Consider the following 24,279-nt stretch of genomic DNA (forward strand, 5'->3'; position numbering starts at 1 on the left):
CGCAAACGCTGCAAATATCATTATCCCCTGCGTGACCATTTTATTCTCAATTAATAAGCCTGCTTATTAATTGCCATTGCATTCTCTCCCCTGTATTCAGGCAGCTATTTTATTTTCTCTCTGCAAACCGGCTTAATAAGGATGGGGTGTGATCTTAAACGCTTTTTTTAACCCTAAAGAGCAACTTTTATTGATGCTCGTCACGTGGTTTTACTTCACTATTTCCCGTAGAAATATTTACGATCCAGATCACTAAAATAAAGTTACTATAAAAATAAAATGCAATTCCATAAAAATGGAACATAATTTTAATTATTGAGGTGACTCATGTTTAAGAGATCTCTGGCCCTTGCTACCCTCCTTGGCGCATCTTTCGCTTCGTACGCTGTTACCGTCGATCTGCGTCATGAGTACATTGATAGCGGCTCCAACGCCGATCGCGTAGCCGTGTCGCATCGCTTTGATAATGGCCTGGGTTTTGGCGTTGAAGCGAAATGGAAATCGGGTGGCGATGACGCTGATAAACCCTTAACCGAGATTGTCGGCAACGGTCATGAAGAGTCGATTAACTGGCGCTGGGCAGCGACAAAAAATATTGCGCTAACACCTGGCTTTAATATTGAAAGTAAAGATACCTTCTCAATCTATAAACCCTATATTCATGCCCAATATAGCTTTGATAACGGCGTCTATATTGCTGGCCGTTATCGCTATGAATATACCCGTAACCCGGATTCCAACGTTGTCGATAACAAAGTCAATAAATTCGATGCGTGGGTGGGCTGGGCAATGGGTGATTTCCGTACCGAGCTGAACTACGTATATGCGAAAAGCACAGAAGATGTGGTGCGTGAAAATAATAAAAACTACTCCAACGAATATAACGCTAAGCTGGCGTATAAACTCGATAAAAACTGGTCACCGTATGTCGAAGTCGGCAACGTGGGCGTAAAAAATACCGACGAACGTCAAACCCGCTTCCGTGTGGGTGTCGCTTACTCTTTCTGAGTCTCTGAATATCCTCAAATGCCCGGCGCTGGTTGCCGGGTTTTTTTATGCCCGTCCTTCTTCGCGCCGCTCGTGACTTACGCTTATCCGGCCTACGGGTTGGATGCCGGGGTGTGGAATCATGTAGGCCGGATAAGGCATCGCCGCCATCCGGCATGATTGCCGCACAGTTTATTGCCGGATGGCGCTTACGCTTATCCGGCCTACCGAATCGATGCCGGGGTGTGGAATCATGTAGGCCGGATAAGGCATTGCCGCCATCCGGCATGATTGCCGCACAGTTTATTGCCGGATGGCGCTCACGCTTATCCGGCCTACGGGTTCGGTGCTGGCGTATGGAATCATGTAGGCCGGATAAGGCATTGCCGCCATCCGGCATGATTGCCGCACAGTTTATAGCGGATAGCGCTTACGCTTATCCGGCCTACGGAATCGATGCCGGAGAAAAGCGGGCAAAAAAAGGCCCTCCAGAGGAGGGCAAGGCCAGTTACAGAAACACTCACTCAAATTTAGGGCTGCAGCAGGGTGCGCTGCTCGGGCAGTTTGGCAATATAGAGCGCCGGTTTGCCATCTTTGTCGGAACTGAACAGCACCGCGCGCTCATCCGGGGTAAACGATGGATGCGGATGCGTGACCTGGCGACTATTGGCGAAGGTCGCCCACGAGGTGTCATGGCGCGCGACACGGTAATACCCTTTTTGCGCCACATCGAAAACATAGAGGTAGGGGTCGTTATCAATGGTGTAGCCGCCGGTATCTTTCACATCCACCGGCGTGCCGGAACCGTCGCCGACCAGCAGCGTACCGTCAAAATTGCTCATCAAATGCGAGCAGGCAGGCATCGGCATAATCTCTTCATTTACGCCGCTTTGCGGGTTGTAACGAGAGATAGTGCGCCCCTGTTCGCCTTTCAGGTAGGAGACATACACCAGCGCCGAGCCGTTTGGCACCCAGAACTCGTGGGTGCAGCTCTCGCCTTCGGCGTGATCCTTCACTTTGCGTACGTTGCTGCCATCTTCATTCACCAGCCACATCCGCGCATCGACCAGATCGTGCGGCCCTTCATGGCAAAAGGCCACCGTGTTGTCATCAAACGGGCGATAGATCGGGTGACCAAGCCAGATCTTCTCTTCATGAATCACTTTGCTTTCGCCGGTCTGCAGATCAACGCGCAGCAGGCGGCAGTGCGGCCCTTTATGGAAGAAGTCGTGGAACAACTGCCAGTCATTGAGCGGCGTCCAGTCGCTGGCGGCAATCTCAATCCCGACCAGCTTGGTGCAGTCGCTGTTGGCGACCCAGGTGCCGTAACCCACCCACTCCTCGGGCACGCGGTAGATCTCGCGCTCGGCCAGCGTGTGCAGGTTAACTTCGCGCAGGGTGCGATCGTTTTTCACGTAATAGAGCGCGCTGTCATCCGGTGAGATAAAGCCGCCAAAAGTGTTATCTCCCGCGCCTTCGGTTAACTGCACCGCTTCGGCATTCTCAATATCCAGCAGATAGTAGTTCCAGTTACCGTCAAACTCGCCGGCAAACAGCAGATGGCTACCATCGTTAAAGAAGCACTTTTGATAGAAGTAGTTGCGGTGACACGTCACTTCCGGAGGAGTTAAGCGGGTCACTTCCGCGCCGGTATCCGGATCGCGGCTCACTGCATAGTTGAGTTTTACCCGCATGCCTTTCGCCATGTTTCTCTCCTGTCGAGGGGCTGGCCGCCATGTTGCGTCCCCGCGAGCCCCCGTATCTGTTTAAGTTTAAAAATAGGATTTCAATTTATCAAAACATCGTTTCAATATGTGTGATTGCGGGCGCAATTTATAAGAAAATTATTACCAAAGGGCCTGGGAGTGGTTCTGTCATTACGGGCGTGAATAATGGGCTTTGATTTAAAAGGAGAAATTTTCCCTCAACGGCTAAATTCAATAACAGATTTAAATTATTGATATATATCTATTAATTTGAGAGAAGCAAAAATTTCCTGCACCCCGTTACGCTTGTCTACGCTGAACAATCGTGATCCCACTTCCAGAATAGAAAATAACAACATAAAAATTGAAACGTTGTTTTATATAAGATTGAAAACGTGTTTTAGCCGGGATAAGATGCAGGAAAAGTTGAAACGGAACACTGTTTCTCTGTTTCGTCTCAGACCATTTTGCTGAAAATTGATGTCGGAGGTAAGGGTGGAAGTCAGACAAAGCATCCACAGCGCGCACGCTAAAACACTGGATACCCAGGGGCTGCGCAACGAGTTTTTAATTGAAAAAGTGTTCGTCGATGATGAATACACCATGGTTTACAGCCACATCGATCGCATCATCGTCGGCGGTATCAAGCCGGTGGCGAAAAGCGTGTCGGTTGGCGGCGAAGTGGGTAAACAGCTGGGCGTCACCTATTTCCTTGAGCGTCGCGAACTGGGGGTTATCAATATCGGTGGCGCAGGCACCATTACCGTGGACGGTGAGGTTTATGAAATCGGCCACCGCGATGCGCTCTATGTTGGCAAAGGCGCGAAAGAGGTGGTCTTCGCCAGCGTTGATGCGGCGAAGCCGGCGAAGTTTTACTACAACTGTGCCCCGGCTCATACCACCTACCCAACCAAAAGAGTGACGCCTGCGCAGGTTTCGCCGGTCACCCTCGGCGATCCATTAACCAGCAACCGCCGCACCATTAATAAGTACTTTGTGCCGGACGTGCTGGAGACCTGCCAGTTAAGCATGGGGCTGACCGAGCTTGCGCCGGGCAACCTGTGGAACACCATGCCGTGCCACACGCACGAACGCCGCATGGAAGTCTATTTCTACTTCAATATGGAAGAGGATGCCTGCGTATTCCATATGATGGGCCAGCCGCAGGAGACGCGTCATATCGTGATGCAGAATGAACAAGCGGTGATTTCACCAAGCTGGTCAATCCATTCAGGTGTGGGGACGCGTGCGTACACCTTCATCTGGGGGATGGTGGGCGAAAACCAGGTCTTTGATGACATGGACCACGTCGCCGTAAAAGATCTGCGCTAATTGCGGGCAGCAAACACTCTGCCTGTCCGTGACAGGCGCTGATAGATTAAGGAACTCACATGATTCTGGATGCATTTTCTCTTCAAGGTAAAGTTGCGGTGGTGAGCGGTTGCGATACCGGTCTGGGGCAGGGGATGGCGCTGGGTCTCGCGGAAGCGGGCTGCGATATTGTTGGTATCAATATCGTTGAACCGACCGAAACCATTGAGCGCGTCACCTCGCTGGGCCGCCGTTTTCTGAGCCTGACCGCCGATCTGCGTAAGATTGACGCTATTCCGGCACTGCTGGAGCGCGCGGTCGCCGAGTTCGGCAAAATTGATATCCTGGTGAATAACGCCGGTCTGATCCGTCGCGAAGACGCGATCAACTTCAGCGAGCAGGACTGGGATGACGTAATGAATCTGAACATCAAAAGCGTCTTCTTTATGTCCCAGGCGGCGGCTAAACACTTTATTGCCCAGGGCAACGGCGGAAAAATCATCAACATCGCCTCGATGCTCTCCTTCCAGGGCGGCATCCGTGTGCCCTCTTATACCGCTTCGAAAAGCGGCGTGATGGGCGTGACCCGTCTGCTGGCAAACGAGTGGGCGAAGCACAACATTAACGTCAACGCGATTGCGCCGGGTTATATGGCGACCAACAATACCCAGCAGCTGCGCGCCGACGAACAGCGCAGCGCCGAGATCCTCGATCGCATCCCGGCTGGCCGCTGGGGTCTGCCGAGCGATCTGATGGGGCCGGTGGTCTTCCTCTCCTCTAAAGCCTCTGATTACATTAACGGCTACACCATTGCCGTTGATGGCGGCTGGCTGGCGCGTTAATTCCCGTCTTTAAAAAAAGAAACCTGCTACGGCAGGTTTTTTTATCTGTGCATATTATTTGTCCATACGCAACAAATTGAAATATCCATATCAATTACTCTTAATTATTTCGCTAACATTAAAATATGCTTAAAAATAAGCTAATTAAAAATAGTTTAGCGCTTAAACACTATTTTCAAAATTGTAAACTCCATCACAAAACAGTATCTGACAGCTATTTTATCCATATCTTCGCGTTTTCCTCACTGACGCTTTTCCCGGCGCTGCCTTACTTTCATATAACGTCTTATTCTGTGCAGGCAGGAAATAATAATGGCTTTTCTCAGTAATGATTCTGTCGCTTTACCCCGCGCGCTGCGTGATACCCGGCGCATGAACATGTTTGTCTCTGTTTCCGCCGCGGTCGCCGGGCTGCTTTTTGGCCTCGATATCGGCGTTATTGCCGGCGCACTGCCGTTTATTACCGATCACTTCACCCTAAGCAACCGGCTGCAGGAGTGGGTGGTGAGCAGCATGATGCTCGGCGCGGCGATTGGCGCGCTGTTCAACGGCTGGCTCTCGTTCCGCCTCGGGCGCAAATATAGCCTGATGGCCGGGGCGATCCTCTTTGTCGCCGGTTCGCTTGGCTCGGCGTTTGCCACCAACGTGGAAGTGCTGCTCATCTCCCGCGTTCTGCTCGGCGTCGCGGTGGGTATTGCTTCCTACACCGCGCCGCTCTATCTCTCGGAGATGGCGAGCGAAAACGTGCGCGGCAAAATGATCAGCATGTACCAGCTGATGGTGACGCTGGGGATTGTGCTGGCGTTTCTCTCCGATACTGCGTTCAGCTACAGCGGCAACTGGCGGGCAATGCTCGGCGTGCTGGCGCTACCGGCGGTGTTATTGATTATTCTGGTGATCTTTTTACCCAATAGCCCGCGCTGGCTGGCGCAGAAAGGGCGGCATATCGAAGCGGAAGAGGTGCTGCGCATGCTGCGCGATACTTCGGAAAAAGCGCGTGAAGAGCTGAATGAAATTCGTGAAAGCCTGAAGTTAAAGCAGGGCGGTTTCCAGCTATTTAAAAGCAACCGCAACGTGCGCCGCGCGGTGTTCCTCGGCATGCTGCTTCAGGCGATGCAGCAGTTCACCGGCATGAACATCATCATGTATTACGCGCCGCGCATCTTTAAGATGGCCGGTTTTACCACCACCGAGCAGCAGATGATCGCCACGCTGGTGGTCGGCCTGACCTTTATGTTCGCCACCTTTATCGCCGTCTTTACGGTGGATAAAGCCGGGCGCAAACCGGCGCTGAAAATTGGTTTTAGCGTGATGGCGATAGGTACGCTGATCCTCGGTTACTGCCTGATGCAGTTTGATAACGGCACGGCGTCGAGCGGTCTTTCGTGGGTGTCGGTCGGGATGACGATGCTCTGTATTGCCGGGTATGCGATGAGCGCCGCGCCGATGGTGTGGATTTTGTGCTCTGAAATCCAGCCGCTTAAATGCCGTGATTTTGGTATCACCTGCTCGACAACCACCAACTGGGTATCGAACATGATTATCGGTGCGACCTTCCTGACGCTGCTGGATGCGATTGGCGCGGCGGGAACTTTCTGGCTCTATACAGGCCTGAACCTGGCGTTTGTGGGTGTCACTTACTGGCTGGTGCCGGAGACGAAAAACGTCACGCTGGAGCATATTGAGCGTCGTTTGATGTCCGGGGAGAAGCTGCGCAATATCGGCGTGTGAGGAATTGCCGGATGGCGCGCAAACGCTTATCCGGCCTGCAAATCCTTGTTACAGCTTCAATTTTTAACCTGATTAACGCATGGCGCGCTTGAGGATACGCTCGGCCTGGCGCTGGAAGTCCGTCGCGGTCTCTTCAACGGTTTTCTGACCATAATCGATGTACTGAATCGCAGTGCCGAACTGCGCCACAATCTGCGGATCGTCAAAATAGGGCGACACGGAGAGTTTCGCCGGCAGCGACTGCGCCAGACGCAGGCCCGCGACCGCCGGATCGTCCTCTTTAATCACCCCGCTGGCGGTCAGCGTCTCTACCGCCACTTTGCTCAGCGGCACGCCACGCTCAAGGCCCAGGGTCTGCACACCCTCTTTGCTGTTCAGCAGGAAGTTAATCACCTGCGCCGCCTCTTTCGGATGTTTGGTCGATTTACCAATCGACAGCATCTGTGCAGGTTTGAAGAACAGCCCCGCATCGGTGGCCCCCGGCAGCATCGGATAGTCGCCCAGCACCAGTTTGGCCGGTGGCTTCAGGTTGTCGGAGTATTTGGTGATGGTGGAGTTCCACATATAGGTGCCGCCCCATTCGCCCTCGATCCACGGCTTCATCTCATACATATTGCTCTTACCGAACGAGGCGTAGTATTTCGAGTCAGGCATTACGTGGCTGTCGACCAGCTTTTTGTACATCTGGAAGAATTCAACCCACTGCTCTTTGCTGTAGCTGAATTTTTTGGTCTTTTCGTCAACGGCCGGAATGTTGTACTTCTGCACCATATAAGAGTTAAGCAGCGCCAGCGTATCCTGGTGCTCCAGCACCACCGGGTAGTACTGTTTGCCCAGCTTGCTCTCAAAGGTTTTGCCCGCCGCCATCAGTTCGTCCCAGGTTTTCGGGAAACTGAGGCCCGCTTTTTTCCACTGCTCGTCGTTGAAGTAGAAGACGCGCGCGGTCACCGAGACAGGAATGCCGTTTAACTTGCCGTTAATGGTGGTGGTTTGCAGCTCTTTGGCGTCGAACTGGCTAAGATCGATAATATCTTTCAGCTGGTTCAGGTCGTAAAACCCCTCGCCATTTTTCGAGAAGATCGGCAACCAGTTCCAGTTGGTCTGCATCACGTCCGGTTCGGTGCCGCCAGCGATCTGGGTGGTAAGACGGGAAAGATGCCCGTCCCAGCCGGTATATTCCGACTTCACGGTAATCTCCGGGTGCTGTTTATGAAACTCTTCCAGCGCTTTTAAGGTGACCTGGTGACGACCATTGCCCCCCCACCAGGACATACGCAAATCAACATTGTCAGCGGCGGTGGCCGGTACAGCACACATGCCCAGGGTTGCGGAGATGGCTGCGCCGATTAGCACTTTTTTCATTTTTATACTCCAGTTTATGTAGGTCACGCTGAGGCCGTCTGACGCGGCCCGCATGTTTTTAGCTATAGAGAGATGTTCTGTTCCGTTTTCGCGTCAAAGATGTGGCACTTATTCATGTCGAACTTAAAGTAGACCTTCCGGTGAAGTCCTTTAGCAATCAATGGCCTGGCTTCATCAGAGGGAATGCGGGCGGTCAGCTCATAGTCAGCGACTTTCAGGTAGACGAAGAACTCATGGCCCATATTCTCCACGCGTACCAGATCGCCCGCGCCACAGTCGTCGCTGAAGGGTTCATCGGCAACGGAGACAAACTCCGGGCGCACGCCAAAGAAGACCTCTTTGTCGGCATAAGCCGCGACGCTCTCCTGCTGGTGAGCATTAAGCGCCAGCGTCTCCTGGCCGACGGTAATGTGCAGAGCCCCCGCTTTCTGCACGATTTTCGCCGGTTTGATGTTCATCTCCGGCGCGCCGATAAAGCCCGCAACGAACATATTTTTCGGGAAGTGATAGAGGTTATCCGGCGTATCGACCTGCATGATATGGCCGAGCTTCATCACGCAGATGCGGTCGCCCATGGTCATCGCTTCGGTCTGATCGTGGGTTACGTAGACGGTGGTCGCCGGTTTACCGGAGCTTTTTAACTGTTTATGCAGATCTGAAATACGGATACGCATTGAGGCGCGCAGCTTGGCGTCGAGATTGGAGAGCGGTTCGTCAAACAGGAAGACATCCGGTTTTTTAACAATGGCACGTCCCACCGCCACGCGCTGCGCCTGGCCGCCGGAGAGCTGGCGCGGCAGACGATCCATCAGCTCTTCGAGCTCGAGGATTTTTGCTGCTTCATCCACCTGGCGTGCAATCTCATCCTTCGGCATTTTGCTCAGCTTCAGGCCGAAGGCGAGGTTTTCGCGCACGGTCATATGCGGGTAGAGCGCGTAGTTCTGGAACACCATCGCGATGCCGCGCGACTTCGGCGCGAGGTTGTTAACAATTTTCTCGCCGATGCGCACTTCGCCGCCGCTGATGGTCTCCAGCCCCGCCAGCATACGCAGGGTGGTCGATTTGGCGCAGCCGGAGGGGCCAACAATGACCATAAACTCACCGTCGGCGATTTTCAGGTCGATACCATGTACCGCTTTGAAGCCGTTGGAGTAGACCTTTTCCAGTTTGTTGAAAATTACTTCAGCCATGATACTTCCCTCTTAACCTTTGATTCCGCTGCTGGTGACGCCCTGTACGAAGTAGCGCTGTGCCAGGAAGAAGACAATGATGGACGGCAGGATGGAGATACTCGCCATTGCCAGAATTTCGTTCCACGGTGCGCCTTCGGTCACGTCGATGGACATTTTCAGCGCCAGCGCGATGGGGTATTTATCCACGCTGTAGACGTAGATCAGCGGCCCGATAAAGTCGTTCATCGACCACATAAACTGGAACAGCGCTACGGAGATAATTGCCGGTTTCAGGATCGGCACCACCACGTACCAGAGCACCTGCCACGAGTTGCAGCCATCGATCTGCGCCGCCTCTTCCATATCGCGCGGCACGCCGCGTAAAAACTGAATCAACATAAAGACAAAGAAGCCCTGCGTGGCGAAGGCCAGCGGCAGGTAGAGCGGCATATAGCTGTTGAGCATGCCCATTTCACGGAACATCAGATATTGCGGGATCAGCAGCACGGTGCTCGGCAGCAGCATGGTGGCGATAAGCGTGCCGAACCAGAAGTTCTTCCACGGGATCTCAAAGCGCGCGAAACCATACGCCACCACTGTCGATGAGATGATCGTCAGGATCACTTTTGGGATCACATACTTAAAGGTGTTGAGCATGTAATGGCCGAAGGTGTATTCGGTGCCGGTTTTCCAGCCGTTGATAAAACCGTCCCACGTGGCGTGGTTCGGCCACAGCCCGAGGGTGGTGAAGATCTCATGGTTCGGTTTGAACGACGCCGAGAACATCCATGCCAGCGGGTAGAGCATCAGCAGGCCGACCAGCAGCAGGATCGTGTAACGGATCCATGCGCTGACTTTCTCGCGGCGCAGGGTGCGCGCCACTTCACGTTCAGCCTCTTTCATGCCCGGCGTAAGGTGTTGAACATCAGCCATTTTTGCCTCCCTTATCGGCAGAGTAGAAGACCCAATACTTCGAGGACTTAAAGGCGACGGAGGCAAAGACCGCCACCACCAGGAAGAGCACCCAGGCCAGCGCTGCGCCATAACCCATATCGAAATATTTGAACGCGGTATCGTAGATGTAGAGCGAGAAGAGATAGGTGTAGTAGGTCGGGCCGCCGCCGGTAATCACATACGGGCCGGTAAACTCCTGGAACGCCTGGGTGGTCTGCATGATGAAGTTGAAGAAGATCACCGGCGTAATCAGCGGCACGGTCACTTTCATAAACATCTGCCATTTGCTGGCACCGTCGATCATCGCCGCTTCATACTGCGACTGCGGAACGTTTTGCAGCGCCGCGAGGAAGATCACCATCGCCGAGCCGAACTGCCAGACGCGCAGCAGCGTTACCGACATCAGAGCCAGCGACGGCTCGCCGAGCCAGTTAACGGGATCAAAACCAAAGACACCGATAAAGCTGTTTAACAATCCATCAATGGCGAAGAGCGCCCGCCACAACACGGCGATGGCAACGGAGCTGCCGAGGATGGATGGGATGTAGTAAGCGGTACGGAAAAAACCGATGCCGCGCAGTTTGAAATTGAGCACGAAGGCGATGCCCAGCGCAAAAGCCAGCTTCAGCGGGATAGTTAAAAAAACATAAGCAAACGTCACGCCCATCGATTTCCAGAAGAGGGTATCTTCAGTAAACATGTAGCGGTAGTTTTCGATGCCATTAAATACCGGCGGGCTCATCAGATCATACTCAGTAAAACTGAGAAAGAAGGATGAGATGAATGGGAAAGCGGTAAAGACAATCAACCCTATTATGTAAGGTGATATCCAGGCCAATCCCAGTAGTCTGTTTTCATTCATAGATACCTACCTGGCGAGCAATGTGTAATTCGGATTCGGAGAGCCGCCGCCCTTTCACGCTATAAAGGGTGCGTTAGATCACAATATTTAATGAAATCAAAGCGTTTTAAATCTGTAACTGCCGGAAAGTATTGATATTATTCCGGGTTTTAAAATCCTCTGAACTTGCGTTCTTGAATTGTAAAACGTCGTTTTAAAATATTTTATTGGGTTTAAAGATGCCGTCATTCGTTAAATTGCTGAAATGTGATCGGAGTCGAAACGATGTTTCAATAAAGTGATTAGGCAGTCATTTTCACGTAAAAAACGCGGGCTTTTCAGTAAATAAAAAGGGGTTATTTGCGGCAAGCGAAAGGGCAGGAAAAATATCGCGCGGTGAAATCATTCAATATTTCAACCATTAACCGGCGAAGGATTATTTTGTCGTGCAGAAATAAAAACGCCTCCGCGACGGGAGGCGTTTTCACTGCTGCCAAACTCAGGATTGCAGAAAGTCTTCACGAACCGGAGTGAAGGTATCGAGCAGGGTGCCGGGCTTCAGACAGACGCAGCCGTGCATAATGTGCGGTTGCTTGTAAAGTGTATCGCCTGCGGTGACGATATGTTTCTCATCACCGATGGTAAATTCGAACTCCCCGGATAAAACATAGGTGAGTTGCTCATGAGGGTGGTTATGCATCGGGCCGACTGCGCCCTGTTCGAACATAACTTCAACCGCCATCATTTTGCCGCCATGGGCGAGAATACGGCGCGTGACGCCGTTGCCCAGGTCGTCAAGTTGCGTGTCTTTATGAAAGATAAACATCGGGCTGTCCTGTAGTCGGTAAGATATAGTGAAACAATGTTTTAAATAATTTATCTCACGGTGGCGGAAAAATAAACGCGAGGCCGGAGAAGTTGAAAGTCGATCACAACTTTGCATGATTGCGCGAGAACAAGACGGAGAAAGGCGATGAAAACCATTGGACTGCTGGGCGGCATGAGCTGGGAATCAACCATTCCCTACTATCGGCTGATTAACGAGGGCGTCAAAGCACGGCTGGGCGGCTTGCACTCCGCGAACTTGCTGCTGCATAGCCTCGATTTTCACGAGATTGAAACCTGCCAGGCCACCGCGCAGTGGCACCGGGCCGGAGAGATCCTCGGCCAGGCGGCGGCAGGTCTTGAGCAGGCAGGCGCACAGGCGATTGTGCTCTGCACCAATACCATGCACAAAGTGGCGGGGCAAATTGAGGAGCGCTGTCAGATCCCGTTCCTCCATATTGCTGATGCTACCGGCCACGCAATTGAAAATGCCGGGCTACGCAATGTGGCGCTGCTCGGCACGCGCTACACCATGGAGCAGGATTTCTATCGCGGGCGGCTGGAGAAGCAGTTCGCCATCAGAACCACGGTGCCCGGCCCGGAAGAGCGCCAGCGCATCAATGAGATCATCTTTGATGAGCTCTGCCTCGGCACCTTCAGCGACGAATCGCGCTACTACTTTATGAATGTGATTAAACAGCTGGCGAGCGAAGGGGCTGAAGGGGTGATTTTCGGCTGTACTGAAATCGGCCTGCTGCTGCCTGAAACCCACAGCCCGATTAAGGTGTTCGACACGGCCGCGCTGCATGCCGCCGCCGCGGTCGATTTTATGCTCTCTTAATCCTCGCCGAGCATAGCGGCCAGCGGCGCGGTAATACGCGGCATGGCCGCCTGCAGATGGTCAGCAAAGGTGTCGACCAGCGCGGAAGCGGGGCGGTGCAGCGGGCGAACCAGGCTTATGGTAAACGGCACGTCGATGCTGAAACGCCGCACCGCCACGCCGCTGGCGGCATAATCGAGGGCGGTCAGCGGGTTCACCACTGAAATGCCCACTCCGGCTCGCACCATCGCGCAGACCGACGCCGCGCTATGGGTTTCCAGCACCATGCGGCGCTTCACCTGGTGCTCGTTGAACAGGGCATCAAGCAACTGCCGGTAGCTGTCGGTGCGCGACAGGCTAATGTAATTCTCCCCATGAAAATCCGCTGGTGTCAGCACCGTTTTCTGCGCCAATGGGTGATCTTCTGGCATTACGCACACCTCATTACAGGTCAGCAGCGGCGTGCGCTCGGTGCCCGCCGGCGTCGTGAGCGTTTCGGTGAGGCCTAAATCGTGGCGCTGCGCCGAGAGCCACTCCTCCAGCAGCGGCGACTCCTGCGGCACAATGTTGAGGCTGACGTCCGGGTAGCGGGCGAGAAAGGGCTGCAACAGCAGCGGTAAAAAGGATTGCGAAAAGACCGGCAGACAGGCGACAGAGAGCTCGCCCTGGCGAAACTCGCGCAGGCTCTCCGCCGCGCTGACGATCCTGTCCAGCCCGTACCAGGATCGCTGCACCTCTTCAAACAATCGCAACCCCTGCACTGTGGCGTGCAGCCGCCCGCGCGATCGCTCAAACAGCGTCAGGCCCAGCACCTTTTCAAAGCGCGCCAGCTCCCTGCTGACGGTCGGCTGCGAGGTGTGCAGCATCAATGCCGCCTCGGTCAGGTTGCCGGTGGTCATTACGGCGTGAAAAATTTCAATATGGCGCAGGTTAACAGCGGGCATGAACGGATCCGGTTACAGAAGGTTATCCATATCATTTTTGCATAGACTTGCGATAAAACGATATTTTTTATTCGCTTCAAGGTGTGGCGTAATCATAAAAAAAATTGCTGACGGAGTTGTTATGCCACGCTCGCTACACCAGACAGAGACCGACCTCAACGCTGCTAACCTGCGGCAACTGCCTGCGGAATTTGGCTGCCCGGTATGGGTTTACGATGCGCAGATCATCCGTGCGCAAATCGCCAAACTGCGTGATTTCGACGTCATCCGTTTTGCGCAGAAGGCCTGCTCTAACATCCATATTTTGCGCCTGATGCGCGAGCAGGGCGTAAAGGTCGATTCGGTGTCGCTGGGGGAAATCGAGCGCGCGCTGGCGGCAGGTTACGACCCGAAAACAGACCCGGACGATATCGTCTTTACCGCCGATGTGCTGGATGAGGCGACTATCGCGCGCGTCAGCGAACTGGGCATCGCGGTCAACGCCGGTTCGGTGGATATGCTGGAGCAGCTCGGCGCCGTTTCGCCAGGCCACCGCGTCTGGCTGCGCGTCAACCCCGGTTTTGGTCACGGCCACAGCCAGAAAACCAACACCGGCGGCGAGAACAGCAAGCATGGCATCTGGTTTAGCGACATGGGCGCGGCGCTGGCTGTGATGCAGCGTTACGGCCTGCAACTGGCGGGCATTCATATGCATATCGGCTCCGGCGTTGATTATGGTCATCTTGAGCAGGTGTGCGGCGCGATGGTGCAGCAGGTGATCGACTTCGGTCAGGATCTGCCGGCCATCTCCGCGGGTGGCGGTTTGTCGATCCCCTATCGCGAAGGGGAAGAGCCGGTTGATACCGCGCACTACTACGGGCTGTGGAACGCTGCGCGGGAGAAAATTGCGCAGCATCTTGGCCACGCGGTGAAACTGGAGATCGAGCCAGGGCGCTTCCTCGTGGCAGAGTCGGGGGTGCTGATCTCCCAGGTGCGCAGCGTGAAAACCATGGGCAGCCGCCACTTTGTGCTGATCGACGCCGGGTTTAACGATCTGATGCGTCCGGCGATGTACGGCAGTTATCACCACATTACGGCACTGGCCGCCGACGGGCGCGATCTGCGCGACGCGGCGTGCGTCGACACTGTGGTTGCCGGTCCGCTGTGTGAATCGGGCGATGTCTTTACGCAGCAAGAGGGCGGGAAAGTGGAAACGTGCCCGCTGCCGGAAGTGAAAGCGGGAGACTACGTCGTTCTGCACGATACCGGTGCGTATGGCGCTTCGATGTCCTCGAACTACAACAGCCGTCCGCTGCTGCCGGAAGTGCTGTTTGATCGCGGCGTAGCGCGCCTGATTCGCCGCCGCCAGACCATTGAGGAGCTGATCGGCCTTGAGCTGTTCTGAACCTGATTCACGATCCCGCTTACCCATAGCGGGGTCGCCCCTCCTTTTTTACCTAAATCCCTGCAAACCGTAAGGTGGTATGCCAAATGCGCGCTGGGCCGCATTTTGGAATACCAGATAGGGTGTTGCGAAGCGCATCACAGAACTTTTCGCCGGGCGTGGCTATTTTTGGTATGCCAAATGGGACGAGAGCGGTATCCCTGCATCGATAAAAAAGCTCCTTAACAGAGGTGTTAACTCATGGCCCTACAAGAAAAGCTCATCGATTCGCTGGGGAGTTTCGCGACGAAATTCAACAGCTATCGCTACATTATGGCCATCAAGGCCTCGTTTATTACCCTGATGCCGGTGATCATTGTCGGTGCCTTCTCAGTGCTGATCTCCAATATGGTGCTGGACCCGAAAAACGGGCTCGCCAGCTTCCAGTCGCTCTCCTTTCTGGCGGCGTTAAAGCCGATTACCAGCGCCATCAACTACGCCACGCTTAACTTCCTCAATATCTGCGCGGTGTTCTTAATCGGTATTGAACTGGGGCGCATTAACGGTATCCGCACGCTGTTTCCCGGCCTGCTGGCGGTGATCTGCTTTATCTGCGTGACACCCACCACCGTTGAAATGCTGGTCGACGGCCAGATGCACGTGGTGAAAGATGTGCTGCTGCGCCAGTTCTCCGACACCCGTAGCCTGTTCCTCGGTATGTTTATCGCCATTTTGTCGGTGGAGATCTACTGCTGGCTGGAGACGCGTGAAGGGCTGAAGATCAAGATGCCGGACACCGTGCCGCCCAACGTTTCCGCCTCATTCTCCGCGCTGATCCCGGCGATCATTACTACCACCGCAATTGCCACCTTTGGCTTTATTTTCCACCAGCTGACCGGCATGTATCTCTATGACGCCGTTTACCAGGTCGTTCAGCAGCCGCTTGAGCGTGTGGTGCAGAGCCTGCCGGGGATCCTGTTGCTGATGTTTGTCGCGCAGCTCTTCTGGGTGATCGGTATTCATGGCAACCAGATGATCAAGCCGATCCGCGAGCCGCTGCTGCTGGGGGCGATCACCGTCAATATGAGCGCCTTTGAGCAGGGTAAAGAGGCGCCGAACATCATTACCATGCCCTTCTGGGATGTCTATATGAGCATCGGCGGATCGGGGCTGACCATTGGCCTGCTGGTGGCGGTGATGATTGCCACCAAACGCAAAGAGATGAAGGAGATCGCCAAGCTGTCGATCGGGCCTGGGATCTTTAACATTAACGAGCCGGTGATTTTCGGTATGCCGATCATGCTCAATCCGATCCTTGCGATCCCCTTTATCATCACGCCGCTGGTGACCGGCTCGATTGGTTACTTCGCCACCGCGAGCGGGTTTGCCGGTAAAGCGGTGGTGATGGTGCCCTGGACCACGCCGCCGCTGATCAACGCCTGGCTCTCTACCGCCGGATCGATGGGGGCGGTGATCACGCAGCTTATCTGCATCCTGACCGCCATCATCATCTATCTGCCGTTTGTGAAGATCGCCTCACGCCGCGCCGAGCAGGCGCAGCTGCAGGCGGAAGCTACCTCTTCAACGCCGAAAGTGTGAGGACGCTATGAGCACGAAAACCGTCACCATCCCGCCCGACTTTATCCTCGGTGCCGCCGCGTCGGCCTGGCAAACGGAAGGGTGGATAGACAAACGCGAGGGCCAGGACTCCTGGCCCGATCTCTGGTACAAAAACGATCGTCACGTCTGGCATCAGGGCTACGGCCCGGCGGTGGCGACCAACTTCTACCAGCGCTTTCGCGAAGATGTGCAGCTGATGAAGCAGGCGGGCTTGACCCACTACCGCACCTCGATCAACTGGTCGCGTTTCCTTACCGATTATGAAAATGGCGTGGTGGATGAGCGCTACGCTGCTTACTACGACGAGCTGTTTGATGAGATGGCGCGCCATGGCATCGAGCCGATGATCTGCCTCGAACACTATGAACTGCCCGGCTATTTGCTGGAAAGGTACGGCGGCTGGGCGTCGAAAAAAGTGGTCGAACTCTACCTGCTCTATGTCGAAAAGGTGCTGGCGCGCTACCACCAGAAGGTGAGGCGCTGGTTCACCTTTAACGAGCCGATTGTGGTGCAAACCCGCGTCTATCTTGACGCGCTGCGCTGGCCTTATGAGCAGAACACCTCGACCTGGATGCAGTGGAACCACCATAAAAACCTCGCCACCGCGAAAGTGGTGCAGCTGTTTCGTGAGAAGGGGTACGCGGGCAGCGTCGGCTCTATTCTCAACCCGGAAGTGACCTACCCGCGCTCGCGCGCGCCGCACGATCTGCTGGCGGCGGAGCGCTACGATCTCTTCTACAACCGCATGTTTCTCGACCCGATGGTCAAAGGGCACTACCCGGCAGAGCTGCTGGCGCTGCTGGATAAACATCAGGTGAAGTGGGAGTACAGCGACGAGGAGCTGGCGACGATTCGCGACAACACCGTCGATGAGCTGGGGATCAATCTCTACTATCCGCACCGCGTCAAAGCCCCGTCCCGCGCCTGGCACCCGGAAACGCCCTTCCATCCGGCCTACTATTACGAGCCGTTTGAGCTGCCGGGGCGCAAAATGAACACCTCCCGCGGCTGGGAGATCCTGCCGGAGATTGTGTTTGATATGGCGATGCGCCTTAAAAACGACTACGGCAATATTCCGTGGTTCGTGGCGGAAAGCGGCATGGGCATTGAGAACGAAGGGCAGTTCCGCAACGCGCAGGGCACCATTGAGGATGATTACCGCATCGACTTTATCGCTGCGCACCTTCACCAGGCGCTGCGCGCGAAGGAGGCTGGGGCAAACTGCCAGGGTTACATGCTGTGGGCGTTTACCGATAATGTGTCGCCGATGAATGCTTTCAAAAATCGCTATGGGCTGGTGGAGATCGACCTGCAGCACAACCGCGATCGCCGGCCGAAAAAGTCCCTCGGCTGGTTTCGTAAACTCAGGGATGAGCGTCAGTTGACCCTGACCCTTGATGATGAAGTAAGATAGCGCAACGACTGATAAGTGCAGGTGATATCGTGGAGAAGGCTGTCGTCCCGCCGGAGAAAAAACAGTATCAGGAGATTGGCGACGATCTGCGTGAGCAGATCATCGAAGGTCACTATCCCGTTGGCTCGCGCTTGCCGCCGGAGCGCAATATCGCCGAGAAGTATGGCGTCAGCCGCACCATCGTGCGCGAAGCCTTGCTGATGCTGGAGTTGCAGGGGACGGTGGATATCCGCCAGGGCTCCGGCGTCTATGTGATGCGCATTCCTCAGGCCCATGAAAACGAAGAGGAGCGCTTTTTAAGCAGCGACGTCGGCCCGTTTGAAATTCTGCAGGCGCGCCAGCTGCTGGAGAGCAATATCGCCGCCTTTGCCGCCAAAATGGCGACGCGGGCGGATATCGACAATCTTCGGCGCATCCTCGAGCAGGAGCAGCGCGCCATCGCCCTCAACGACACCTCGCAGGACAACAGCAAGATGTTCCACCTGGTGCTGGCGGGCGCGTCGCAAAACCAGATGCTGCTGGCAACGGTCGAGAGCATCTGGCACCACATGGACAGCAGCCCGCTGTGGCAGCAGTTCAACGTACATATCGCCAGCCGCGCCTACCGCCTGAAGTGGCTCGGCGACCGGCAAACCCTGCTGGCCGCGCTGCGCCGCCGCGACGTGATGGGTGCCTGGCAGGCGATGTGGCAGCACCTGGAAAACGTTAAAAAGAGCCTGCTTGAACTGTCGGACGAAGATGCACCGGACTTTGACGGCTATCTGTTTGAGTCAGTCCCTATTTTTCAGGGGAAGCTGATGTGACAATTCTGCCGCTTTATGAGGCCCCGCAGCATGGGGAGCAGGTGACTGACTGGCTGTGGCAGGAGTTTGGTGACTCGCTGTCGCGGGAGTTTTTCGAAAGCATCATTGAGCACAGCCAGACACCGGGTCAGCTGCCGCTGACGTATGTGCTGGTGGAAGGCGATGAACTGCTGGGTACCGTCGGGCTGTGGCGCTGCGATTTGATCAGCCGCCAGGATCTCTACCCGTGGCTCGCTGCGCTTTATGTAAAAGCGGGCGCGCGCGGCCAGGGGCTGGCCGGGCAGCTACAGCGCCATGTTATGCAGCAGGCGAAAGCAATGGGCTTTGATCAGCTGCACCTCTATGCCGCCTTCCGCGACTATTATGAGCGCTTCGGCTGGCGGTATATCGGGGATGGTCTTGATTACCCGAACACCCGCGTGCATCTGTATCGCATTGCGCTGAGATAGCGCCGCGGCACCCTTGCCGGATGGCGGCTACGCCTTATCCGGCCTACAAAACGCACCGATCCCGTAGGCCGGATAAGCGCCAGCGCCATCCGGCATTATCACGCAACGCCCTTGCCGGATGGCGCGTTACACGCTTATCCGGCCTACGTGGTTCCGGCGGTTTCAGCAACTCCGCTGCGATCAACTCTCCGGCGGTGCAATCACTGAGTGACGGCGCACCAGCGTCGGGTTAAAAAGATGGGTGATCTCAGGCAGCGGGCGGTTCTCAGCCAGCGCCAGCGCCAGCTCGGCGGCCTGGGTCGCCATGGTGACAATCGGATAACGCACCGTGGTCAGCCGGGGGCGAACATAGCGCGACACCAGCACATCATCGAAGCCAATCAGCGAAATCTCACGCGGCACATCAATACCGTTATCGTTCAGCACGCCCATTGCGCCGGCAGCCATTGAGTCGTTGTAACAGGCAACGGCGGTAAAGTTGCGCCCGCGCCCGAGCAGCTCGGTCATTGCCTGCTCGCCACCGCTCTCATCCGGCTCGGCGAAGGTCACCAGCCTGTCATTGCATGGCAGGCTATTCTCTTTCAGCGCATCGTAATAGCCTTGCAAACGGTCGTCGGCGTCGGAGATCTCATGGTTGGAGCAGAGATAGCCTATGCGCGTATGGCCCTGCTGAATCAGATGGCGCGTCGCCAGCCATGCGCCGTAGCGGTCGTCGAGCGCCACACAGCGCTGCTCGAAGCCGGGCAGTATGCGGTTAATCAGCACCATGCCGGGGATCTGCTTCATCAGCGACGCCAGCTCTTCGTCCGGCACCACCTTCGCGTGCACCACCAGCGCGGCGCAGCGGTGGCGGATCAGCTGCTCAATCGCTTTGCGCTCTTTCTCTTCTACGTGGTAGCCGTTGCCAATCAGCAGAAAATTGCCGGTGGCGGACGCGACCTGCTCAACGGCTTTTACCATCGCGCCGAAAAAGGGATCGGAGACATCGCTCACCACCAGCCCCACCGACTCGGTGGATTGCTGCGCCAGCGCGCGGGCGTTGGCGTTCGGGTGATAGTTGAGCGAATCCATCGCGCTCTGTACCGCCTGGCGCGAGCTTTCACTGGCTTTCGGTGAGCTGTTGATCACGCGCGACACCGTCGCGACCGAGACGCCAGCCAGCCGCGCAACGTCTTTAATCGTCGCCATTCTCTACCTTCCTGGGTAAGCGTTTACACTGCAGTTAGTGTTACGGAAAAGGGGCGCCTGTTCAAGGCGGCGCATCTACCAGAGTGTGCAAACGTGAGCCAGCGCGGCGCGCATCGTGAAAACGTTACATGCGCGGCGTTGCAAATGCACACACCGAGAACCTTTACTTACACTTTGCGAAAGCCTGTTTCGATTGACCGCTGGTTGTTGGCGGCCTGAGCGTGCGACTCTGTTCATCCCAGAGGTATTGATAGGTGAGCGCAACGCTACGTTGCACACTCGACTTACACCGACCTGCGCAGATGCGCAGGTTTTTTTTTATCCTGCCGTGTAACAGTAATCGCTAATCGACACACCTCGTTTCACTTCGGCTCATTCTCTTGCTTTTTCCCGCTGGCAGCGCCCCCAGGCGCAGGTGACAATCAACGTCCCAGAGGTATTGATTGGTGATTAATTCAGTACGCTTTTCGTACTTATTGATTGCACCAACCTGCGCGGACGCGCAGGTTTTTTTTTGCCTGCGTTTTATCCCTCCGCACTTCTCATGTAATCTTCCAGACTCTGAATCACATGCCTCAATGACTGGCAAAAGGAGTTGAAATGCTACTGGGCTTTTTTCGCGGCCTGTTTCGCGTCTTGTTCCGTGTACAGCTGACCGGCAATACCGCGCCTTTAAACGGCGATCGGGTATTGATCACCCCTAATCATGTCTCATTCATTGATGGCATCTTACTGGCGCTGTTTCTCCCCGTGCGCCCGGTCTTTGCGGTCTACACCTCGATCAGCGAGCAGTGGTATATGCGCTGGGTCAGCAAAATCATCGATTTTGTGCCTCTCGACCCGACCAAGCCCATGTCGGTTAAACATCTGGTTCGCCTGATTGGCGAGGGACGCCCGGTGGTGATCTTCCCGGAAGGGCGCATCTCCGTGTCCGGCTCGCTGATGAAGATTTATGAAGGGGCCGGTTTTGTCGCCGCGAAATCCGGCGCGACGGTGATCCCGCTGCGTATTGACGGCGCGGAGCTGACCTTCTTCAGCCGCCTGAAAGGGCTGGTTAAACAGCGCCTCTTCCCGCGCATTACCCTGCATATTCTGCCGCCGACACAGCTGCCGATGCCGGACGCGCCGCGCGCGCGTGACCGCCGCAAGATTGCGGGCGAAATGCTGCACCAGATTATGATGGAAGCTCGTATGGCGGTGCGCCCACGTGAAACGCTGTTCGAAGCCTTGCTCAGCGCGCAGTACCGCTATGGTGCCAGCAAACCCTGCGTGGAAGATATCAACTTCACGCCGGACAGCTACCGCAAGCTGCTGACCAAAACCCTTTTTGTGGCGCGCATCCTCGATAAATACAGCGCGCAGGGTGAGAAAATCGGCCTGATGCTGCCCAACGCCGGTATCAGCGCGGCGGTGATCTTTGGTGCCATCGCCCGCGGGCGCATTCCGGCGATGATGAACTACACCGCCGGGGTGAAGGGAATGAGCAGCGCGATTACCGCGGCACAAATCAAGACCATCTTTACCTCCCGCACCTTTATGGATAAGGGCAAGCTGTGGCATCTGCCGGAGCAGCTTACCCAGGTGCGCTGGGTCTATCTCGAAGATTTGAAAGGGGATGTCACCTTTGAAGATAAGCTGTGGATTTTCCGCCATCTGCTGATGCCGCACCGCGCGCAGGTGGAGCAGAAACCGGAAGATCCGGCGCTGATCCTCTTTACCTCCGGCTCTGAGGGCAACCCGAAAGGGGTGGTGCACAGCCATAAGAGCCTGCTGGCGAACGTTGAGCAGATCCGCACGATTGCCGATTTTACTGCCAACGACCGCTTTATGTCGGCGCTACCGCTTTTCCACTCCTTCGGCCTGACGGTTGGTCTGCTTACGCCGCTATTTACCGGCGCGCAGGTCTTCCTCTACCCGAGCCCGCTGCATTACCGCATTGTGCCGGAGCTGGTCTATGACCGTAACTGCACGGTGCTGTTTGGCACCTCGACCTTCCTGGGGCACTATGCCCGTTTCGCCAACCCGTATGATTTTTACCGCCTGCGCTATGTGGTCGCTGGGGCGGAGAAACTGCAGGAGAGCACCCGCCAGATTTGGCAGGACAAGTTTGGCCTGCGCATCCTTGAAGGTTACGGCGTGACCGAATGCGCGCCGGTGGTCTCCATCAACGTCCCGATGGCGGCAAAACCGGGCACGGTCGGGCGCATCCTGCCGGGCATGGACGCGCGTTTAATGGCGGTACCGGGTATTGAAGAGGGCGGACGCCTGCAGTTGAAAGGGCCAAACGTGATGACCGGCTATCTGCGGGTGGAAAACCCCGGCGTGCTGGAAGCGCCCATGGCGGAAAACATCAATGGCGAGATGGAGCCGGGCTGGTATGACACCGGCGATATCGTGCGCTTCGACGAGCAGGGCTTTGTGCAGATCCAGGGGCGCGCAAAACGCTTCGCCAAGATCGCAGGCGAGATGATCTCGCTGGAGATGGTTGAGCAGCTGGCGCAGGCCGTTTCGCCGGAGAAAATGCACGCTACCGTGGTGAAAAGCGACGCCAGCAAAGGCGAGGCGCTGGTGATGTTTACTACTGACAGCGAACTGACGCGCGACAAGCTGCAACAGCAGGCGCGCGCGCAGGGCATACCTGAGCTGGCTGTGCCGCGTGATATCCGTTTCCTGAAACAGCTGCCGGTGCTGGGCAGCGGCAAGCCCGATTTCGTGACCCTGAAAGGAGTGGTGGATGAGGCAGAAACCGAACACGCATGAGTCAGTAAGCGCTAACTCTCCGCTCTTATCGCGGGGAATGATGGCGGTGATTGCCGCCCAGTTTCTCTCGGCGTTTGGCGACAATGCACTGCTCTTTGCCACGCTGGCGCTGTTGAAAGCGGAGTTTTACCCTGACTGGAGCCAGCCCATACTGCAGATGGTGTTTGTGGGCGCTTACATTCTTTTTGCCCCGTTTGTCGGCCAGGTGGCCGACAGCTTTGCCAAAGGGCGTGTAATGATGGTTGCTAACGCCCTCAAACTGCTGGGCGCGGCGAGCATTTGCGTGGGGGTGAACCCCTTTGTCGGCTACCTGCTGGTGGGCATTGGCGCAGCGGCCTACTCCCCGGCGAAGTATGGCATCCTCGGCGAGATCACCACCGGCGATAAGCTGGTGAAAGCGAATGGCCTGATGGAGTCGTCGACCATTGCTGCGATCCTGATTGGCTCGGTGGCGGGTGGCGTGCTGGCCGACTGGCATGTGCTGGCGGCGGTTGGCGTCTGCGCGCTGGTCTACGCCGGGGCGGTGGTAGCTAACCTGCTTATCCCGAAACTGCCTGCCGCGCGCCCAGGGCGCTCATGGCGCTTTGCACCAATGACCGCCAGCTTTTTCAGCGCCTGTAAGAGCCTGTGGCAGAACGGGGAAACCCGCTTCTCTTTGGTGGGAACCAGCCTCTTCTGGGGCGCGGGCGTGACGCTGCGTTTCCTGCTGGTGCTGTGGGTGCCGGTGGCGCTCGGCCTGACGGATAACGCCACGCCAACCTACCTCAATGCGATGGTGGCTGTCGGCATTGTGGTGGGTGCCGGGCTGGCAGCGAAGCTGGTCACGCTCGAGAAGGTCTCGCGCTGTATGCCGGCCGGCGTATTGATTGGTATTGCGGTGGTGATCTTCTCGCTACAGCATGCCTTGCTGCCTGCTTATGGCGTGCTGATGCTGATTGGCGTGCTCGGTGGCTTCTTCGTGGTGCCGCTTAACGCGCTGTTGCAGGCGATTGGGAAAGAGTCCGTTGGTGCGGGTAACGCCATTGCCGTGCAGAACCTCGGTGAAAACACCGCCATGCTGCTGATGCTGGGACTCTACTCGCTGGCAATCAAAGTGGGCGTGCCGGTGGTCGGCACCGGTATTGGTTTTGGAGTGCTGTTTGCGCTGGCAATTGCGGCGCTGTGGATCTGGCAGCGCCGCCGGTAAG

Annotated in this window: 20 protein-coding genes; 12 read left to right on the plus strand and 8 right to left on the minus strand. The window is 55.8% G+C overall.

Annotation, left to right across the window (positions count from 1 at the left end):
- Window positions 1–327 precede the first annotated feature (327 nt).
- Window positions 328–1,008 (plus strand): oligogalacturonate-specific porin KdgM family protein, encoded by a 681-nt coding sequence (locus PU683_RS07660; RefSeq protein ID WP_277170917.1) that lies wholly within the window; start codon window positions 328–330, stop codon window positions 1,006–1,008.
- A 509-nt stretch (window positions 1,009–1,517) separates the two neighbouring features.
- Here the strand turns inward: PU683_RS07660 and PU683_RS07665 are convergent.
- On the minus strand, window positions 1,518–2,693 hold the full coding sequence (locus PU683_RS07665; RefSeq protein WP_277170918.1) for an oligogalacturonate lyase family protein: 1,176 nt from the start codon (window positions 2,691–2,693) through the stop codon (window positions 1,518–1,520).
- A gap of 495 nt (window positions 2,694–3,188) precedes the next feature.
- Between PU683_RS07665 and kduI the strand changes: the two genes are divergently transcribed.
- The 3 genes from kduI to araE all read left to right on the plus strand — a co-directional run bounded on the left by kduI (window position 3,189) and on the right by araE (window position 6,577).
- Window positions 3,189–4,025, plus strand: coding sequence for a 5-dehydro-4-deoxy-D-glucuronate isomerase (gene kduI, locus PU683_RS07670; protein WP_277170919.1), 837 nt, complete (start codon window positions 3,189–3,191; stop codon window positions 4,023–4,025).
- 59 nt (window positions 4,026–4,084) lie between these two features.
- Window positions 4,085–4,846: a 2-dehydro-3-deoxy-D-gluconate 5-dehydrogenase KduD gene (gene kduD / locus PU683_RS07675; RefSeq protein ID WP_277170920.1), complete on the plus strand. Its 762-nt coding sequence runs from the start codon at window positions 4,085–4,087 to the stop codon at window positions 4,844–4,846.
- A 312-nt stretch (window positions 4,847–5,158) separates the two neighbouring features.
- The gene (gene araE / locus PU683_RS07680) at window positions 5,159–6,577 is read left to right on the plus strand and encodes an arabinose-proton symporter AraE (RefSeq protein ID WP_277170921.1); all 1,419 of its coding nucleotides are present in this window, start codon (window positions 5,159–5,161) and stop codon (window positions 6,575–6,577) included.
- Between the two features lie 72 nt (window positions 6,578–6,649).
- On the opposite strand, the gene PU683_RS07685 is transcribed toward araE, so the two are convergent.
- The 5 genes from PU683_RS07685 to PU683_RS07705 all read right to left on the minus strand — a co-directional run bounded on the left by PU683_RS07685 (window position 6,650) and on the right by PU683_RS07705 (window position 11,732).
- Window positions 6,650–7,939, minus strand: coding sequence for an ABC transporter substrate-binding protein (locus tag PU683_RS07685; RefSeq protein ID WP_277170922.1), 1,290 nt, complete (start codon window positions 7,937–7,939; stop codon window positions 6,650–6,652).
- Window positions 7,940–8,001: 62 nt separating this feature from the next.
- Complete coding sequence (locus tag PU683_RS07690) at window positions 8,002–9,129, minus strand: ABC transporter ATP-binding protein (RefSeq protein WP_277170923.1); 1,128 nt, start codon at window positions 9,127–9,129, stop codon at window positions 8,002–8,004.
- A 12-nt stretch (window positions 9,130–9,141) separates the two neighbouring features.
- A complete protein-coding gene (locus PU683_RS07695; protein ID WP_277170924.1) occupies window positions 9,142–10,044 on the minus strand; it encodes a carbohydrate ABC transporter permease in 903 nt (300 codons plus the stop codon).
- Complete coding sequence (locus PU683_RS07700; RefSeq protein ID WP_277170925.1) at window positions 10,037–10,927, minus strand: carbohydrate ABC transporter permease; 891 nt, start codon at window positions 10,925–10,927, stop codon at window positions 10,037–10,039. The genes PU683_RS07695 and PU683_RS07700 overlap by 8 nt, the downstream gene beginning before the upstream one ends.
- A gap of 478 nt (window positions 10,928–11,405) precedes the next feature.
- Window positions 11,406–11,732, minus strand: coding sequence for a cupin domain-containing protein (locus PU683_RS07705; protein ID WP_277170926.1), 327 nt, complete (start codon window positions 11,730–11,732; stop codon window positions 11,406–11,408).
- A 147-nt stretch (window positions 11,733–11,879) separates the two neighbouring features.
- Here PU683_RS07705 and PU683_RS07710 point away from each other — a divergent pair, with 147 nt between their 5' ends.
- Window positions 11,880–12,572 carry an aspartate/glutamate racemase gene (locus PU683_RS07710; RefSeq protein WP_277170927.1) on the plus strand — a complete coding sequence of 231 codons (693 nt, stop codon included), beginning with the start codon at window positions 11,880–11,882 and terminating at the stop codon, window positions 12,570–12,572.
- On the opposite strand, the gene PU683_RS07715 is transcribed toward PU683_RS07710, so the two are convergent.
- Window positions 12,569–13,495, minus strand: coding sequence for a LysR family transcriptional regulator (locus PU683_RS07715; protein WP_277170928.1), 927 nt, complete (start codon window positions 13,493–13,495; stop codon window positions 12,569–12,571). The two genes, PU683_RS07710 and PU683_RS07715, sit on opposite strands and share 4 nt — an antisense overlap.
- Before the next feature lie 121 nt (window positions 13,496–13,616).
- Here PU683_RS07715 and lysA point away from each other — a divergent pair, with 121 nt between their 5' ends.
- The 5 genes from lysA (at window position 13,617) to PU683_RS07740 (ending at window position 19,144) form a co-directional block, all read left to right on the plus strand.
- Window positions 13,617–14,879 (plus strand): diaminopimelate decarboxylase, encoded by a 1,263-nt coding sequence (lysA, locus tag PU683_RS07720; protein ID WP_277170929.1) that lies wholly within the window; start codon window positions 13,617–13,619, stop codon window positions 14,877–14,879.
- A 240-nt stretch (window positions 14,880–15,119) separates the two neighbouring features.
- Window positions 15,120–16,457: a PTS sugar transporter subunit IIC gene (locus PU683_RS07725; protein ID WP_277170930.1), complete on the plus strand. Its 1,338-nt coding sequence runs from the start codon at window positions 15,120–15,122 to the stop codon at window positions 16,455–16,457.
- 7 nt (window positions 16,458–16,464) lie between these two features.
- Window positions 16,465–17,892 (plus strand): glycoside hydrolase family 1 protein, encoded by a 1,428-nt coding sequence (locus tag PU683_RS07730; protein WP_277170931.1) that lies wholly within the window; start codon window positions 16,465–16,467, stop codon window positions 17,890–17,892.
- A 29-nt stretch (window positions 17,893–17,921) separates the two neighbouring features.
- The gene (locus PU683_RS07735) at window positions 17,922–18,695 is read left to right on the plus strand and encodes a GntR family transcriptional regulator (RefSeq protein ID WP_023481037.1); all 774 of its coding nucleotides are present in this window, start codon (window positions 17,922–17,924) and stop codon (window positions 18,693–18,695) included.
- Window positions 18,692–19,144, plus strand: a complete 453-nt coding sequence (locus tag PU683_RS07740) for a GNAT family N-acetyltransferase (protein WP_277170932.1) — start codon at window positions 18,692–18,694, stop codon at window positions 19,142–19,144. Before PU683_RS07735 ends, PU683_RS07740 begins: the two co-directional genes overlap by 4 nt.
- Before the next feature lie 180 nt (window positions 19,145–19,324).
- On the opposite strand, the gene galR is transcribed toward PU683_RS07740, so the two are convergent.
- Complete coding sequence (galR, locus tag PU683_RS07745) at window positions 19,325–20,332, minus strand: HTH-type transcriptional regulator GalR (protein WP_277170933.1); 1,008 nt, start codon at window positions 20,330–20,332, stop codon at window positions 19,325–19,327.
- A 600-nt stretch (window positions 20,333–20,932) separates the two neighbouring features.
- Here galR and aas point away from each other — a divergent pair.
- A complete protein-coding gene (gene aas, locus PU683_RS07750; RefSeq protein ID WP_277170934.1) occupies window positions 20,933–23,092 on the plus strand; it encodes a bifunctional acyl-ACP--phospholipid O-acyltransferase/long-chain-fatty-acid--ACP ligase in 2,160 nt (719 codons plus the stop codon).
- Complete coding sequence (lplT, locus tag PU683_RS07755) at window positions 23,067–24,278, plus strand: lysophospholipid transporter LplT (protein WP_277170935.1); 1,212 nt, start codon at window positions 23,067–23,069, stop codon at window positions 24,276–24,278. Before aas ends, lplT begins: the two co-directional genes overlap by 26 nt.
- Window position 24,279: the final 1 nt, after the last annotated feature.

Source organism: Candidatus Kosakonia sp. 282A-S69, from assembly GCF_029433855.1.
Lineage (GTDB): Bacteria > Pseudomonadota > Gammaproteobacteria > Enterobacterales > Enterobacteriaceae > Kosakonia > Kosakonia cowanii_A.

Excerpts from the sequence above, each read along its gene's own strand:
- PU683_RS07660 (WP_277170917.1), top strand. The coding sequence starts at position 328 with ATGTTTAAGAGATCTCTGGCCCTTGCTACCCTCCTTGGCGCATCTTTC.
- PU683_RS07665 (WP_277170918.1), bottom strand. The coding sequence starts at position 2,693 with ATGGCGAAAGGCATGCGGGTAAAACTCAACTATGCAGTGAGCCGCGAT.
- kduD (WP_277170920.1), top strand. The coding sequence starts at position 4,085 with ATGATTCTGGATGCATTTTCTCTTCAAGGTAAAGTTGCGGTGGTGAGC.
- araE (WP_277170921.1), top strand. The coding sequence starts at position 5,159 with ATGGCTTTTCTCAGTAATGATTCTGTCGCTTTACCCCGCGCGCTGCGT.
- PU683_RS07685 (WP_277170922.1), bottom strand. The coding sequence starts at position 7,939 with ATGAAAAAAGTGCTAATCGGCGCAGCCATCTCCGCAACCCTGGGCATG.
- PU683_RS07690 (WP_277170923.1), bottom strand. The coding sequence starts at position 9,129 with ATGGCTGAAGTAATTTTCAACAAACTGGAAAAGGTCTACTCCAACGGC.
- PU683_RS07695 (WP_277170924.1), bottom strand. The coding sequence starts at position 10,044 with ATGGCTGATGTTCAACACCTTACGCCGGGCATGAAAGAGGCTGAACGT.
- PU683_RS07700 (WP_277170925.1), bottom strand. The coding sequence starts at position 10,927 with ATGAATGAAAACAGACTACTGGGATTGGCCTGGATATCACCTTACATA.
- PU683_RS07705 (WP_277170926.1), bottom strand. The coding sequence starts at position 11,732 with ATGTTTATCTTTCATAAAGACACGCAACTTGACGACCTGGGCAACGGC.
- PU683_RS07710 (WP_277170927.1), top strand. The coding sequence starts at position 11,880 with ATGAAAACCATTGGACTGCTGGGCGGCATGAGCTGGGAATCAACCATT.
- PU683_RS07715 (WP_277170928.1), bottom strand. The coding sequence starts at position 13,495 with ATGCCCGCTGTTAACCTGCGCCATATTGAAATTTTTCACGCCGTAATG.
- lysA (WP_277170929.1), top strand. The coding sequence starts at position 13,617 with ATGCCACGCTCGCTACACCAGACAGAGACCGACCTCAACGCTGCTAAC.
- PU683_RS07725 (WP_277170930.1), top strand. The coding sequence starts at position 15,120 with ATGGCCCTACAAGAAAAGCTCATCGATTCGCTGGGGAGTTTCGCGACG.
- PU683_RS07730 (WP_277170931.1), top strand. The coding sequence starts at position 16,465 with ATGAGCACGAAAACCGTCACCATCCCGCCCGACTTTATCCTCGGTGCC.
- galR (WP_277170933.1), bottom strand. The coding sequence starts at position 20,332 with ATGGCGACGATTAAAGACGTTGCGCGGCTGGCTGGCGTCTCGGTCGCG.
- aas (WP_277170934.1), top strand. The coding sequence starts at position 20,933 with ATGCTACTGGGCTTTTTTCGCGGCCTGTTTCGCGTCTTGTTCCGTGTA.
- lplT (WP_277170935.1), top strand. The coding sequence starts at position 23,067 with ATGAGGCAGAAACCGAACACGCATGAGTCAGTAAGCGCTAACTCTCCG.